The sequence below is a fragment of the Pseudooceanicola aestuariicola genome (genome assembly GCF_045763785.1).
Taxonomy (GTDB): domain Bacteria; phylum Pseudomonadota; class Alphaproteobacteria; order Rhodobacterales; family Rhodobacteraceae; genus Pseudooceanicola.
The window spans coordinates 187,281-201,613 of sequence record NZ_JBJGSF010000004.1; the positions used below are offsets into that span (position 1 = coordinate 187,281).

The window sequence follows — 14,333 nt, forward strand, 5'->3', positions numbered from 1 at the left end:
TGAGAAGCCTTATGCCCGCTGCCCGGTCAGCCTCTCCCAAGCCAGATCACTAGCTCAGGGAGGAGGAGCCGATGATTCCAGCGGCTTTTGAATACCATCGTCCAAAGGACATGGAGGGCGTTTTCGCGGTGCTGACACAGCACGGCGATGAAGCGCGCGTACTTGCTGGGGGTCACAGTCTGATCCCTATGATGAAACTCCGTATGGCCGATGTACCGCACCTGATCGATCTTCAGGACGTGGACGGTCTGGGCGGTATCACGGTCGATGGTGACACGGTCCGCATCGGTGCCATGGTCACCCAAGCTGAGATCATCGCCAATGAGGAACTGTTTAAAGTCGCCCCAATCATGCGCGAGGCCTCGCTCCAGATCGCGGACCCTCAGGTGCGCTATATGGGTACCGTCGGCGGCAACGTTGCCAATGGCGATCCGGGTAACGACATGCCAGGGCTGATGCAGTGCCTTGATGCGAGCTTCACGCTTGTCGGGCCGGATGGCGAACGCACCGTCGCAGCACGTGAGTTCTACGAGGCGGCTTATATGACGGACCGCGCAGACGACGAGGTTTTGACAGCCGTGTCGTTCGCCGCACCTTCGGGCGGCTATGCCTATGAAAAGCAGAAGCGGAAGATCGGTGATTACGCCACCGCCGCCGCTGCCGTTTTGCTGACGAAGGACGGGGGCAATTGCACTGCCGCATCCATCGCGATGACCAACCTTAGCGACACGCCGATTTATTCCGAAGCCGCCAGCGCTGCCCTGACCGGAACCAGCCTGGGTGAGGCCGACATCGACACCGCCGTCGCAGCCATGCTGGGCGACATTGACCCGATGCAGGACAACCGCGGCCCTGTCGAATTCAAAAAACACGCAGCTGCCGTGATCCTGCGCCGCGCCATCGCGCGCGCCTGGTCGCGGGCGTGAGAGGGAGGACCCAATGAGCAAGAAGATGCATATCCAGCTGACCGTGAATGGTGAGGCGCAGGAATTTCTGGCCGAACCGCGCGAACTGCTGATCCACACGCTGCGCGAGCGGCTGAATATCACCGGCCCGCATATCGGTTGCGAAACCTCGCATTGCGGCGCCTGCACCGTGACGATCGATGGAAAATCAGTGAAGTCCTGCACCATGTTCGTGGCGCAAGCCAACGGCAAGGACGTCACCACCATCGAAGGTCTGGGATCCCCCGACAGCCTTCACGTGCTGCAAGAGTCGTTCAAAGAACACCACGGGCTCCAGTGCGGTTTTTGCACGCCCGGCATGATCACCCGCGCCTCCAAACTGTTGGAAGAAAACCCGACCCCGACCGAGGAAGAGGTCCGCTTTGGCATGGCTGGTAACATCTGCCGCTGCACCGGGTACCAGAACATCGTGAAATCCATTCTCGCTGCGGCCAGCGAGCTGAATGCTGCAAAGGAGGCCGCGGAATGAAGGACGAAGTTACACGCGAAGAACGGGTCGATGCCCTTGGCGGCATGGGCTGCAAGCGCAAGCGGGTCGAAGACGCCCGGTTCACGCAGGGCAAGGGCAACTATGTCGACGACATCAAGCTGGCGGGGATGCTGTTCGGCGATTTCGTCCGCTCCCCTTATGCGCACGCCCGTATCAAATCGATCGACACGTCGGCGGCCATGGCTGTCGACGGTGTGGTGGCGGTTCTGACGGCGGACGACCTTCGCCCGCTTGGGCTGCACTGGATGCCGACGCTCGCAGGCGACAAACAGATGGTGCTGGCGGATGGCAAGGTGCTGTTCCAGGGCCAGGAGGTCGCCTATGTCGTGGCCAAGGACCGCTATATCGCCGCAGATGCGGTTGAACTGGTCGAGGTAGAGTACGAAGAACTTCCGGTCGTCGTTGACCCATTCGAGGCGCTGAAATCCGACACGGTCCTGCGCGAGGATCTGGTGGCCGAGGACGGCTCCCTCCCCGATGGCGCGCATGGGCCGCGCAAGCACCACAACCATATCTTCACGTGGGAAGTGGGTGAAAAGGAGGCCACAAATCAGGTCATCGACAGCGCAGAGGTCGTGGCCGAAGAAACCATGTACTACCACCGCACCCACCCCTGCCCGCTGGAAACTTGCGGCTGCGTGGCGTCGATGGACAAGGTGAATGGCAAGCTGACGCTCTGGGGAACGTTCCAGGCGCCACATGCGATCCGGACCGTGGTCTCGCTGATCTCGGGCATCGAAGAACACAACATCCGCGTGATCTCGCCCGATATCGGCGGCGGGTTCGGCAACAAGGTGGGCGCCTATCCGGGCTACGTCTGTTCCGTCGTCGCATCCATTGTCACCGGCGTTCCGGTGAAGTGGATCGAGGACCGGATGGAAAATCTGATGACCACCGCCTTCGCTCGCGACTACTGGATGACCGGTAAGATCAGCGCCACCAAAGACGGCAAGATCACCGGGCTGCACTGCCACGTGACGGCGGATCACGGCGGGTTTGATGCCTGCGCCGATCCGACCAAGTTCCCGGCCGGGTTCATGAACATCTGCACCGGGTCCTATGACATCCCGACGGCCTATCTGGCGGTGGACGGGGTCTACACCAACAAGGCACCGGGCGGGGTCAGCTATCGCTGTTCCTTCCGCGTGACCGAGGCGGTGTATTTCATCGAACGGATGATCGAGGTTCTGGCAATCGAGTTGAACATGGACGCGGCAGAGCTGCGCGCCATCAACTTCATCAAGAAGGACCAGTTCCCCTACCAGTCGGCTTTGGGATGGGAATATGACAGCGGCGACTATCACACCGCTTGGGACAAGGCGCTGACTGCTGTGGATTACAACGGCCTGCGTGCCGAACAGGCACAGCGCGTCGAGGACTTCAAAGCCGGCAAAACGCGCAAGCTGATGGGCGTCGGGCTGTCATTCTTTACAGAGATCGTGGGCGCAGGCCCGGTCAAGAACTGCGATATCCTTGGACTTGGCATGTTCGACTCTTGCGAGATACGCATCCATCCCACCGGGTCCGCGATTGCACGGCTGGGGACGATTTCTCAGGGTCAGGGTCACGCGACGACGTTCGCGCAGATCTTGGCGACCGAGATCGGGTTGCCTGCGGACAGTATCACAATCGAAGAAGGTGATACGGATACGGCTCCGTATGGTCTGGGCACCTACGGGTCCCGGTCTACCCCGGTTGCAGGGGCGGCGACGGCCATGGCGGGGCGCAAAATCCGCGCCAAGGCGCAGATGATCGCGGCCTACCTGCTGGAAGTGCACGACGACGACGTCGAATTCGACGTTGACCGGTTCGTGGTCAAGGGCGCGCCGGAAAAGTTCAAGACGATGAAGGAGATCGCCTTCGCCGCCTATAACCAGGCCATTCCGGGGATTGAACCGGGGCTGGAGGCGGTCAGCTATTACGACCCGCCGAATATGACCTACCCCTTTGGCGCCTATATCTGCGTCATGGACATCGATGTCGACACCGGCGTCACGGATATCCGCCGCTTCTATGCGCTGGACGATTGTGGCACCCGGATCAACCCGATGATCATCGAAGGACAGGTCCATGGCGGTCTGACCGAAGCACTGGCCGTCGCCTTGGGGCAGGAAATTGCCTATGACGACATGGGCAACGTGAAGACCGGCACGCTGATGGACTTCTTCCTGCCGACGGCGTGGGAGGTTCCGAACTATGAAACCGACCACACCGTCACGCCGTCGCCGCATCACCCGATCGGGGCGAAAGGCGTGGGCGAAAGCCCCCATGTGGGCGGCGTGCCGTGTTTCTCGAACGCGGTGAACGATGCGTTCCGGGCCTTCGGTCTGCGGCATACGCATATGCCCCACGACCACTGGCGCATCTGGAAAACCGCGAACAGCCTTGGTCTGCACGACTAAGGCAACCTGGGCGGGTCGCGTAGGTGACCCGCCCGATCCGGAGACTGAAATGACCTGGACCGATCTACAAACCGCTTTGGCGGGTCAAGGCTATGTTGCCTCGGACGATCTGGCAGTGGCCCTACACCTGTCGCTTTCTTTGCAGCGACCGCTGCTGTTGGAAGGCGCGGCGGGTGTCGGCAAGACAGAGGTCGCCCGTGTTTTGGCCGCAGCCCGGGACACGCGGCTGATCCGGCTGCAATGCTACGAGGGGCTGGATGCGGCGCAGGCCATCTATGAATGGAATTATCAGCGGCAGCTGCTGGCGATCCGCGCGGCGGCGGAGAACGGGGAGACCGGGAAGGAGGTCGAGGACCGCATCTTTTCCCGCGACTACCTTCTGGAACGGCCGTTATTGCAGTCCATCACGCAGGACGTGCCTCCGGTCCTGCTAATCGACGAAATCGACCGGGCTGACGAAGAATTCGAAGCCTTCCTCCTTGAAGTGCTGGCCGATTATCAGATCACCGTGCCCGAGTTGGGGACGATCGAGGCAACCTCCCGACCGATGGTCATCCTGACCTCTAATGGCACGCGCGATCTGTCGGACGCGCTGCGGCGACGGTGTCTTTATTCCTATGTCGACTACCCGGACCGGGAGACCGAACTCGCGATCCTTCAGGCCCGATGCGCGGGGATCGAGGCGCGGCTGGCCGGGCAGATCATCGGTTTCGTCCAGACGCTTCGGAAAGAGGATCTGGAGAAAGTTCCGGGCATTGCGGAGACGCTGGATTTTGCTGCGGCCTTGATGGGGCTGGGCATCGCGGACCTGACCGATGACCCGGCAGTTTTGCAGACGACACTGACAACGCTTTTGAAAACGCAGGCAGATCGCGCAGCGATCCCGACAGAGGTCGCGCAGCGCATCGCGGGGAAAGCCGCATGACCCGCGTTACGCGCTTTGCCGCCCGCGACCCCGGTGCAGCGGCACGGATGGCGGGGTTCATGGCCCATCTGCGCGAGAATGGCCTGAGGCTTGGCGCACAGGAAACCGAGACTGCGCTGGCGGCGCTAATGCATGTTGAGGCCGCCCGCCCGATGCTCGCCCGCGCGGCGCTGCGCGCCGTGTGCACCGGAACGAAGGACGAGGCAGAGCGGTTTGACGACCTGTTCGCATCCTACTGGATGGACATGGGGCGCGTCCGGCAAAAGGTGGTTGCGACCCCAAAGGCGCAGAAGGGCGATGACTCCGTACATTCGTCCCGCGACGCAACCGGAGAGGATAGCGGCGGCGCAGGCCAGTCCACCGCGCCCGATGGCGGCGATGGCGAGGCCGAGCGGGACGGCGAAGGCAAGCTGATCGCCACCCGGATGCGCAACTTGTCACGCCGGGACCTACGCAACCTTGTGCGACCCGAAGAGATCGCCGAAGCCGAGGCAGTTGCCCGACGCCTGGGTATGGCCTTGCGCGATCGACGCTCGCGCCGGCGGATTGCGGCGCGCAAAGGCGACCGGCTGCATTTTCGCAAGACAATCCGGCGAAGCCTGTCGACCGGAGGCGAGCCTCTGCGTCTATTCCGCAGACAGCGACCGGACCGGGCCCGCAAAATCGTCGCGCTTTGCGATGTCTCTGGCTCCATGGGGGTCTATGCGCAAGTTTTTCTCGCCTTTCTGGCAGGGCTTATGCGGGGCGACGCAACAGCCGATGCCTATCTGTTTCACACGCGTCTCGTCCGTATCACCGAGGCGCTGCGCGATCGCGATGCCATGCGGGCGATCGGGCGGATGTCGCTAATGGCCGACGGGTTCGGCGGCGGATCGAAGATCGGGGAAAGCCTTGGGCTGTTCGCCGAAACCTACGCCCGACGCTTTGTCGATGGCCGCAGCGTGGTGATGATCCTGTCGGACGGCTATGACACCGACCCGCCCGAGCATCTGGACCGCGCGCTGGCCCGTCTTCGCAAACGGGGGTGCCGGATCATCTGGCTGAACCCTCTCAAGGGCTGGAAGGATTACCAGCCCGTTGCCGCGGGCATGACCGCCGCCCTGCCGCACATCGATCTCTTCACTGCAGCCAACACGCTGGCCGACATGGCCGCGCTGGAACCGGAGCTTGTCCGACTATGACCCCTGCCGAGATCCTTGCCACAGATATGGCCGATATGGCGCAGTCCCTGCGCGCACGGCAAGAACCCTTCGCGTTTGCCACGATCGTTCGCACGGCGGGGACGACGGCCGCCAAGCCCGGCGCCAAGGCGATCGTCGGAGAGGACGGCACTATCCTTCGGGGCTTTCTCGGAGGCGGGTGCACCCGTGGGGCGGTAAAAAAGGCGGTGCTGGAGGCCCTGAAAACCGGCGCTCCGCGGCTGATCTCGGTCACGCCGGAAGACCAGCTAAGCGAACGCGGACTTGCGCCCGGAGCCGAGGTCGACGGTGTGATCTACGCGCGCAACGGCTGCCCGTCGCGGGGGACGATCGACGTCTTCATCGAACCCTGCCTGCCGATGCCGGAAATGGTGGTCGCAGGCAGTTCTCCGGTCGCCGAGGCGCTGGTCACACTGGCCCCGCATTTCCACTGGTCGGTCACGCGAGGAGCGACAGCGACCAATATCAACGGATTGCGCGCCATCGTCGTGGCCACGCAGGGACAGGGCGATCTTGATGCGTTGACTGCAGCGCTGGCGGTCGGGGCGGACCATGTGGCCTTTGTGGGAAGCCAAAAGAAGTTCGCCAATCTGGCAGAAAAACTGATCGCGGCCGGGGCGGACCCGGCACAGGTCGAGGCAGTCTCGGCCCCCGCGGGGCTGAATATCGGTGCCGTCACACCCGAAGAGATCGCCCTATCGATCTTGGCCGAACTGACGCAGTTACGCCGCCGATCCATCGGGAGCGCCTCTGATGCATGACCTCGACCTACTACTGCCGCCTGATCCGGACACATCGTGGCAGACCACCCAAAGCTCGGGCCTGTGTGATCATACCACCACAGCCCGGCCATCTCTGCGCTCCTCTTGGCTAGAGCGGTTGCGCAAGAAACTTTCCCTGACGCCCGAGCAGGCCGAGACGCTTGCACGGGTCAAGTTCCCCTGTTGCTAAAGAAAAGGAAAAACTAATGGAATTGTCTGACGAAATTCGCATCTCTGCCCCCAAACGCGTGGTCTACGAGGCCCTGCAGGACCCAGAGGTGCTGAGGCAATGCATTCCCGGCTGCGAAGAGCTGATCAAGAAGTCCGACAATGAACTGGAGGCAAAAGTCGTCCTCAAGGTCGGCCCAGTAAAGGCGAAATTCAGCGGCGATGTCACTCTGGACACGGCCGGTGCCCCAGACGCGTTTTCGCTGACCGGACAGGGCAACGGTGGTGCCGCGGGGCACGCCAAGGGTGGTGCGGATGTCACGCTGACCGAGGATGGCAACGAGACTATTCTGCGGTACGAAGCCAAGGCCGAGATCGGCGGCAAGCTTGCCCAGCTGGGCAGCCGTTTGATCCAAGGCACCGCCAAGAAACTGGCGGACAAGTTCTTCAAGACCTTCCAAGAAGTGGTCGAAGAAAACACCGTATCATGAGCCCGGCGGCGGCCTGAACCAAGATCGAACATACCAAAGGTCGCCGCATTACTGCGGCGATCCCAATCTTGGAAAAGGACCATTCGGCATTTGCCTGCCACATCTTTGTCTGTGCCCGGCTTCAGAGGACCTCAGCACCTGAACCCACTGCGTAACCGGCGGGATATCTGATTTCTTGATGCCGTAAGAAAAGAAATCAGCGATGATCCGAGGCTCTGCGGTGCAGCGCGGCGCCCAGCCACAGACCTAACCGATTAGCGATCAGCCTCCACCGCCAGCCTCTCTCGCAACTCTGTTTTCAGAACCTTGCCGTAGTTGTTTTTTGGCAGCGACTCTACGAACCGATAAGCCTTGGGCCGTTTAAAGCGGGCGATCCGGTCCAAACACAGGGCGTCCAGATCGGCGGACGCGACCTCCGCACCCGGCACGACGACGACAAAGGCGATGACCACTTCGCCCCATTCCTCGTGCGGCTGGCCGACCACTGCAACCTCGTGCACCGATGGATGGCTCAGCAACACTTCTTCGACCTCACGCGGGTAGATGTTTGACCCGCCCGAGATGATCATATCCTTGGACCTGTCCTGCAGCGTGACATAGCCGTCCTGATCCATCCGCCCCATATCGCCCGTCCACAACCAGCCATCGCGGATCGTCTTGGCCGTGGCCTCCGGGTTCTGCCAATAGCCCGACATGACGGTCGCGCCGCGCACAGCGATTTCTCCGATCTCGCCGGGGGGCAATTCGTGACCGTCTTCGCCCAGAATCCGAACCGACACGGCGCTTTGGGCGAAGCCCACGGAATTCAGCCTGTCGCGCCAGCGCGGGTGGGCGCGGTCGCTGACATCCTCGCGCGGCAGAACAGTGATCCCCATCGGACATTCGCCCTGCCCGTAGATTTGGATGAACCGCGTACCCATCACCTCGGTCGCGTCCAGAATATCGGCCTCGTACATCGGTCCGCCCGCATAGACGATGGATCGCAGCCCTTCGCCAGTTTCATTCCCGGCGCGGGCGGCATCGACCAGACGGCGCACCATGGTCGGCGCGGCGAACATGGAGATCGGACCCATCGCCTTGCCCAACTGCAAAATCTCGGCCGCGTCGAAGCCGCCGCTGTCGGGCACGATGTGACGACTGCCGCGCAGAACGTGCATAAAGTTGTAAAGCCCCGCGCCATGCGACATCGGCGCGGCATAGAGGATCGCATCCTCGGCCCGCACCTCGTCCACATCCGCAAGGTAGGTGTACATCATCGCCGAGATATTGCCGCAACTTAGCGCCACGCCCTTCGGTTTGCCCGTGGTGCCCGAGGTATAGAACAGCCACAGCAGATCCTCTGCGTCCATCTGCGCGGGCCGGGCCATTGGTGCGGCCTGCCGCATCCGCGCAAAGGTCGGCCCATCGACGGATACGGTCGCAACCCCGTCTGGCAACAGCGGCGAAAGCTCTGCGCCCAAGCTATCGTCCGTGATGACCCGCGTGGCGCCGGAATGGTCGATGATCCAAGCCGCTTCTTTCGGGTGCAGCTTGGCATTGATCGGCACGGCTACCGCGCCTGCGTACCAGATGCCGTAAAGCGCGATCAGGTATTCGACGCGGTTCGCCATGAACACCGCCACGCGATCACCGGGGGCCACGCCTTGCGCCAGCAGGGCCGCGCCGATGGACGCAGCCGCACGGTCAAAGTCGGCATAGCGCGCCACCAAATCCTCTCCGGTGAACAGCGCCGGGCGGTCGCTCCACCGGGTGGCTGCGCGGTGCAGCCATTCGGCCGGGTTCATGCCGCGCCCCGTCGTGATCTGATCATCGCTGTCTCCTCCTCGATCCGGCGCTCGCCCGATCGTCTCATCCTCCGGCAGACAGTATGACGTGGCGCAACAGCGAACGGAACCTGCGACATACCTCAGTTTGGCTCCAATTCGTGTATACAGATTAACCCGCGAAATTAACGTGCCGCGCCAAGACGGCAGACTGCTTTCGCAGAAGATGCGGTTGACATGCAGATCCTGTTGGACCCTAACGTTCGCCCCGCCGGTAAGGTTGCATAAGCGCCTGCGGCACCCGCGCCCGCCGCGCCATCACGACAAGCGCCACGATCGACAGCACATACGGCAACATCAGGAACAACTGATAGGGCACGCCTTCGACCGCCGTTTGCAGGCGCAGCTGGAACGCATCGAAGAACGCGAACAGCAACGCGCCCAACAGCGCCCGCGCCGGATCCCACATGGCAAAGACCACCAGCGCCACGCAAATCCAGCCGCGCCCCTGCACCATGGTCGGAAAGAACGAATTGAACGCCGCCAGGGTCAGGAAGGCCCCGGCCATCCCCATCAAGGCCGACCCGGCCATGATCGTCAGGATGCGCAACCGGATCGGGTCCACACCCTGCGCGTCCAAGGCGTGCGGGTTCTCTCCGGCCATGCGCACGGCCAGTCCGGCGGGCGTGCGGTACAGCCCCCATGCCAGAACCACGACCAGCAATAGCGCCATGTAGGTGGGGCCGGTCTGGGAAAACAGCACCTGCCCAACAAAGGGAATGTCCGACAGGACGGGGATTTCGACAGGCTGAAACGGCTCGACCGTCGGGGGCTGCGACGATGTCGGAACAGCCAGCCGGAAGACATAGTAGGAAAAGCTAGATGCAAAAAGCGTGATGCCCAGCCCGGTCACATGCTGGCTAAGCCCCAAGGGCACCGTCAGCAGCGCATGCAGAAACCCAAAGGCCGCGCCGCCCAAGGCCGCCACCAACATGCCTGTCCACAGATCGGCGCCGGAATAAACCGTCAGCCAGCCCAGCATCGCACCGAAGGTCATGATGCCTTCGATCCCGAGGTTCAGAACACCCACGCGTTCGCACAGCAACACCCCAAGCGTTCCAAGGATCAGCGGCGTGCCGATCCGCAGCACCGCTTCCCACAACCCGGCAGAGCCGAGGATATCGAACAAAATGCTCATCGGCGGATCCTGTATTGGGCAAGGAAGATCGCGACCAGCATCGTCAGCAGCGACAGCGCCACCGTGACGTCCGCGATATAAGACGGGATCGACAGGGCGCGCGACATGCTGTCCGCGCCCACGAACATGATGGCCGAAAATAGCGCGGCGGCAATCACCCCGATGGGGTTCAGATTGGCCAGCATCGCGATGACGATACCGGAATAGCCATAGTTCGGGGACAGGTCCGTGGTGACGTAACCTTTGACGCCCATCACCTCGATCGCGCCCGCCAGTCCGGCAAGGCCACCCGACAGGCAGGCGACCATGACAAGCGTCCGCCCCAAGGGCACCCCGGCAAAGGCCGCGGCGCGCGGGTTCAGCCCCGCCGCACGCGCCCGCATCCCAAAGACCGTACGCGCCTGCAACCACCAGACCGCCACCGCCATCGCCAGCGCGATGATCAACCCGATGTGCAACCGGGTGCGGTCCATCAGCTTGGGCAGCACCGCGCTATCCGGCACCGGAACCGATTGCGGCCAGCCAAAAGCCAGCGGGTCCTTCATGGCACCTTCAATCATCAGCGACACGAACAGTACGGCGACAAAGTTCAACAACAGCGTGGTCACGACCTCATCCACCCCGAACTTCAACCGCAGCCCAAGCGGCACCAGCAACAGCACCATCCCCGCCACGGCCCCGGCGATCAGGCACAAAACGATCGTGACCACTGCGGGCAGACCCGCGACCGCCGGGATCATGCCAAAGGCGGTGACGCCAAGCGCGCCCAGATAGAACTGTCCTTCGCCACCGATATTCCACAGCCGCGCGCGAAACGCGACGGCGGCGGCAAGGCCCGTCAGGATCAGCGGTGTCGCGCGGGTCAGGGTTTCGGAAAAACCTAGTTTAGACCCGAAAGCGCCTTTTAGGATCAAACCATAGGCGCGCAGCGGGTTCGCCCCGGCGATGGCGATCAGCAGCCCCGCCACCAAAAGCGCCGCCAGAACCGCGCCAATCGGCGCCAGCACGGTCAGCGCCCGTGACGGGTGATCGCGTCGTTCAAACCGCATCCGCGCCTCCGATCCCAACGGCCTCGGCCGCGCTCCAATCCCCGGCCATCATCAGGCCCAGCATCCGTGCATCCGCCCTCTCGGCGGGGATGGGCGGCGACAGCCGACCGCCGACGATGGCGCAGATGCGATCCGACAGGCCGATGACCTCGTCCAGATCCTCCGAAATCAACAGCACCCCTGCCCCGCGTCCGCGCGCCTCTAGCAGGCGTTGGTGGACCCCGGCGATGGCCCCTTCGTCCAGACCCCGGCTGGGCTGCGCGGCGACCAAGATGTTCGGGCCGGCATTCAGCACACGGCCCAAGATCAGCTTTTGCATATTGCCGCCAGACAGCAGCCGGATACGCCCGTCGACGGACGCCCCGCGCACGTCATAGGTATCGATGATGTCCTGCGTCGCGGCCCGCGCCGCCCCGCGTTTGACCATCCCGCGGCTTGAGAAATCCGGCGACCAGATCCGCTCCAGCACTGCGTTTTCCCATGTGCTCATATCGCCGATCGTGCCTTCGGCATTGCGATCCTCGGGGATGCGCCCGATCCCGGCGGCGATGGCATGGGGCACGTCATGCGTGCCGACCTGCCGCCCGTCGATCAGCAACTGCCCGCTGTCCGGCGGATAAAGGCCCGAGACGAGCCCCGCCAGCGTCGTCTGCCCATTGCCCGAAACCCCGATGATCCCAAGCGTTTCATTCGCCCGCAGCCGGAAACTGATCCCGTGCAGCGACGCGCCACCGTGGCCTGACAGGTTCAGGTCCACCCCTTCCAGCAGCACTTTCCCCGGCGTCGCAGGCGGGCGCGCGGGGCGTTCAACCTTGTGACCCACCATCAGTTCGGCCAGTTCTTCGCGGCTGGTGTCGCGTGTCTTGCGTTCCGCCACGACCTTGCCCCGGCGCAGCACGACGACGCGGTCCGAGGCCGACATGACCTCGTGCAATTTGTGGCTGATGAAAATCAGCGACAGCCCCTGCGCCGTCATCTGCCGCAGCGTCTGGAACAGGCTGTCGGCCTCTTGCGCGGTCAGAACGGCGGTCGGCTCATCAAGGATCAGGATCCGCGCGTCGTTGTAAAGCGCCTTGAGGATCTCGACCCGCTGACATTCGCCCACCGACAGGTCAGACACGCGCGCATCCGGATCGACCTTCAGCCCGAACTTTTCCGACAGCGCGACCAGCTTGGCCTTGCCCCGGGCCCGCTGCGATTTCAGCGACCACAGCCGTTCGGTCCCGGTCATCACATTGTCCAGCACGGTCAGGTTCGGGGCCAATGCAAAATGCTGGTGCACCATGCCGACGCCCGCCTGAATGGCGGCCCGGGATTTGCCGGGGGGCAGTTCTGCGCCTTCGACCTTCACGGTGCCCTCATCCGCGGTGTAATGGCCAAAGAGGATCGACATCAGCGTCGTCTTTCCCGCGCCGTTTTCGCCCAACAGGGCCACGATCTCTCCTCGGTCGAGATGGAGAGAGACGTCCTCGTTCGCCGCCAGCTTGCCGAACCGCTTGGTGATGTTGGTGAGTTCGAGGACGCGGGTCATAACGCGACACCTAGGATCATTGTCAGCGCGGGCTGTAAGCCCGGGCCGCGCCCGACCCTCCCCCCGGGAGGGCGCATTCGCGATGTCATTCGCATCTCAACCCACCTGAATGCTTTTGCGTGCCTTCTTGATACATCCGTGCATGCGCCCACCCAGTGTCGGGCGCGACCCTTTGCACAGACCACAGCGCACATAAATGACGCGGCCCGCAAGCCACGTCATCCTCAGTCTTCGTCGTCATCGACAAGTGCTTACTTCGGCTCGTCGAAATTACGTGGCACTTCGAACTCGCCCGCTTTGATCGCTGCGCGGACCTCTTCCATCTTGGCAACCGCATCTGCCGGGGCCGCGCCTTCAACGTAAGAGATATCGTTGCCGCCGTCTTTCATCAGGCTCAGCGGCGTGTAGTTCTTGCCCGCCGGATTGCCCGCCGCGACGTCTGCAACCGCCGCGTCCAGCAGCGGACGGAACGACCACAGCGCATTGGCAAAAACAGTGTCAGGGTAACGCGGGGTGTAGTCGATCATCGACCCGACCGCCTTGATCCCACGTTCCTTCGCCGCATCCGCCGTGCCGATGCGTTCGCCGAACAGGATGTCCGCGCCGCCGTCGATCTGGGCCAGACCGGCCTCGCGCGCCTTGGGCGGATCAAAGAAGGTGCCGATAAAGCCGACCAGATGTTTCACGTCCGGGTTCACCGCGTGCACACCATCGGCAAAGCCGTTGATCAGCATGTTGACCTCGGGGATCGGGATCGCGCCGACGGACCCGACCGTGCCGGTTTCGGTCATCGCCCCGGCCAGCATGCCGCACAGGTACGCCGCTTCCCAGTTCCACGTGCCAAAGACGCCAAAGTTGTCGCCCGCAGCCTCGCCCGACGACCCCATCAGGAAGGCCGTGTCGGGATAATCGCCCGCGACGGTGCGCGCTTCACGCTCGACCGCGTAGGATTCGCCAACGATCAGCGCGTTGCCCGCTTCGGCGTATTCGCGCATCACGCGGGGATAGTCCGTGCCGGACACGCCTTCCGAGAAGGTGTATTCAATGGCCCCATCCGCCGCGGCCCCCGCAAGCGCCGCATGCAGGACCGAGTTCCACGTGTTCTCGACCGGAGAGGCGTGGATCCCCGCGACCTTCACCTTGGTCTGCGCGCGCAGCAGCGACGGCGCGAACAGTGTGGTGGCCCCGGCAGCGGCCGAGGTGCGCAGCAAATGGCGGCGAGTGATCTGGAATTTCATGGCAATCGTCCTTGTCCCTGCGGGCCCGTTCAAATGCCGGACCGCTTTGCGTTGGTGATCTGATTGAGCGTTCGCGCATGACGTTATGTCAAGCGTTCGCCCGATCCCGATAGCACCTGTATACACATCAGTGCCTCGATATTGGGCAATTTC

General features: G+C 63.0%; 13 protein-coding genes. 8 read left to right on the plus strand and 5 right to left on the minus strand.

Going from position 1 to position 14,333, the window contains the following annotated elements:
- Window positions 1-71 precede the first annotated feature (71 nt).
- From ACI3GR_RS15790 to ACI3GR_RS15825, 8 genes are read left to right on the plus strand one after another with little or no spacing between them, the layout of a single operon-like run.
- Window positions 72-926 (plus strand): FAD binding domain-containing protein, encoded by an 855-nt coding sequence (locus tag ACI3GR_RS15790; RefSeq protein ID WP_407495926.1) that lies wholly within the window; start codon window positions 72-74, stop codon window positions 924-926.
- A 13-nt stretch (window positions 927-939) separates the two neighbouring features.
- A complete protein-coding gene (locus tag ACI3GR_RS15795) occupies window positions 940-1,434 on the plus strand; it encodes a (2Fe-2S)-binding protein (protein ID WP_407495928.1) in 495 nt (164 codons plus the stop codon).
- Complete coding sequence (locus ACI3GR_RS15800) at window positions 1,431-3,857, plus strand: aerobic carbon-monoxide dehydrogenase large subunit (RefSeq protein ID WP_407495930.1); 2,427 nt, start codon at window positions 1,431-1,433, stop codon at window positions 3,855-3,857. The genes ACI3GR_RS15795 and ACI3GR_RS15800 overlap by 4 nt, the downstream gene beginning before the upstream one ends.
- A 49-nt stretch (window positions 3,858-3,906) precedes the next feature.
- Window positions 3,907-4,782 (plus strand): AAA family ATPase, encoded by an 876-nt coding sequence (locus ACI3GR_RS15805; protein WP_407495932.1) that lies wholly within the window; start codon window positions 3,907-3,909, stop codon window positions 4,780-4,782.
- Window positions 4,779-5,963: a vWA domain-containing protein gene (locus ACI3GR_RS15810; RefSeq protein WP_407495934.1), complete on the plus strand. Its 1,185-nt coding sequence runs from the start codon at window positions 4,779-4,781 to the stop codon at window positions 5,961-5,963. Before ACI3GR_RS15805 ends, ACI3GR_RS15810 begins: the two co-directional genes overlap by 4 nt.
- Complete coding sequence (locus tag ACI3GR_RS15815) at window positions 5,960-6,742, plus strand: XdhC family protein (RefSeq protein WP_407495935.1); 783 nt, start codon at window positions 5,960-5,962, stop codon at window positions 6,740-6,742. Before ACI3GR_RS15810 ends, ACI3GR_RS15815 begins: the two co-directional genes overlap by 4 nt.
- A complete protein-coding gene (locus ACI3GR_RS15820) occupies window positions 6,735-6,932 on the plus strand; it encodes a hypothetical protein (protein WP_407495937.1) in 198 nt (65 codons plus the stop codon). Before ACI3GR_RS15815 ends, ACI3GR_RS15820 begins: the two co-directional genes overlap by 8 nt.
- 16 nt (window positions 6,933-6,948) lie before the next feature.
- Window positions 6,949-7,401 carry an SRPBCC family protein gene (locus ACI3GR_RS15825; protein WP_407495939.1) on the plus strand — a complete coding sequence of 151 codons (453 nt, stop codon included), beginning with the start codon at window positions 6,949-6,951 and terminating at the stop codon, window positions 7,399-7,401.
- A 254-nt stretch (window positions 7,402-7,655) separates the two neighbouring features.
- On the opposite strand, the gene ACI3GR_RS15830 is transcribed toward ACI3GR_RS15825, so the two are convergent.
- The 5 genes from ACI3GR_RS15830 to ACI3GR_RS15850 all read right to left on the minus strand — a co-directional run bounded on the left by ACI3GR_RS15830 (window position 7,656) and on the right by ACI3GR_RS15850 (window position 14,180).
- The gene (locus tag ACI3GR_RS15830) at window positions 7,656-9,185 is read right to left on the minus strand and encodes a class I adenylate-forming enzyme family protein (protein ID WP_407495940.1); all 1,530 of its coding nucleotides are present in this window, start codon (window positions 9,183-9,185) and stop codon (window positions 7,656-7,658) included.
- A 235-nt stretch (window positions 9,186-9,420) separates the two neighbouring features.
- Complete coding sequence (locus ACI3GR_RS15835) at window positions 9,421-10,362, minus strand: ABC transporter permease (RefSeq protein ID WP_407495941.1); 942 nt, start codon at window positions 10,360-10,362, stop codon at window positions 9,421-9,423.
- A complete protein-coding gene (locus ACI3GR_RS15840) occupies window positions 10,359-11,411 on the minus strand; it encodes an ABC transporter permease (protein WP_407495942.1) in 1,053 nt (350 codons plus the stop codon). Before ACI3GR_RS15840 ends, ACI3GR_RS15835 begins: the two co-directional genes overlap by 4 nt.
- Window positions 11,401-12,942 (minus strand): ABC transporter ATP-binding protein, encoded by a 1,542-nt coding sequence (locus ACI3GR_RS15845; protein WP_407495943.1) that lies wholly within the window; start codon window positions 12,940-12,942, stop codon window positions 11,401-11,403. Before ACI3GR_RS15845 ends, ACI3GR_RS15840 begins: the two co-directional genes overlap by 11 nt.
- 251 nt (window positions 12,943-13,193) lie before the next feature.
- A complete protein-coding gene (locus tag ACI3GR_RS15850) occupies window positions 13,194-14,180 on the minus strand; it encodes a BMP family protein (protein WP_407495945.1) in 987 nt (328 codons plus the stop codon).
- Window positions 14,181-14,333 lie beyond the last annotated feature (153 nt).

Bases quoted from the DNA above. Each gene is read 5' to 3' on its own strand.
- ACI3GR_RS15790 (WP_407495926.1), top strand. From the start codon at position 72: ATGATTCCAGCGGCTTTTGAATACCATCGTCCAAAGGACATGGAGGGC.
- ACI3GR_RS15795 (WP_407495928.1), top strand. From the start codon at position 940: ATGAGCAAGAAGATGCATATCCAGCTGACCGTGAATGGTGAGGCGCAG.
- ACI3GR_RS15800 (WP_407495930.1), top strand. From the start codon at position 1,431: ATGAAGGACGAAGTTACACGCGAAGAACGGGTCGATGCCCTTGGCGGC.
- ACI3GR_RS15805 (WP_407495932.1), top strand. From the start codon at position 3,907: ATGACCTGGACCGATCTACAAACCGCTTTGGCGGGTCAAGGCTATGTT.
- ACI3GR_RS15810 (WP_407495934.1), top strand. From the start codon at position 4,779: ATGACCCGCGTTACGCGCTTTGCCGCCCGCGACCCCGGTGCAGCGGCA.
- ACI3GR_RS15815 (WP_407495935.1), top strand. From the start codon at position 5,960: ATGACCCCTGCCGAGATCCTTGCCACAGATATGGCCGATATGGCGCAG.
- ACI3GR_RS15820 (WP_407495937.1), top strand. From the start codon at position 6,735: ATGCATGACCTCGACCTACTACTGCCGCCTGATCCGGACACATCGTGG.
- ACI3GR_RS15825 (WP_407495939.1), top strand. From the start codon at position 6,949: ATGGAATTGTCTGACGAAATTCGCATCTCTGCCCCCAAACGCGTGGTC.
- ACI3GR_RS15830 (WP_407495940.1), bottom strand. From the start codon at position 9,185: ATGAACCCGGCCGAATGGCTGCACCGCGCAGCCACCCGGTGGAGCGAC.
- ACI3GR_RS15835 (WP_407495941.1), bottom strand. From the start codon at position 10,362: ATGAGCATTTTGTTCGATATCCTCGGCTCTGCCGGGTTGTGGGAAGCG.
- ACI3GR_RS15840 (WP_407495942.1), bottom strand. From the start codon at position 11,411: ATGCGGTTTGAACGACGCGATCACCCGTCACGGGCGCTGACCGTGCTG.
- ACI3GR_RS15845 (WP_407495943.1), bottom strand. From the start codon at position 12,942: ATGACCCGCGTCCTCGAACTCACCAACATCACCAAGCGGTTCGGCAAG.
- ACI3GR_RS15850 (WP_407495945.1), bottom strand. From the start codon at position 14,180: ATGAAATTCCAGATCACTCGCCGCCATTTGCTGCGCACCTCGGCCGCT.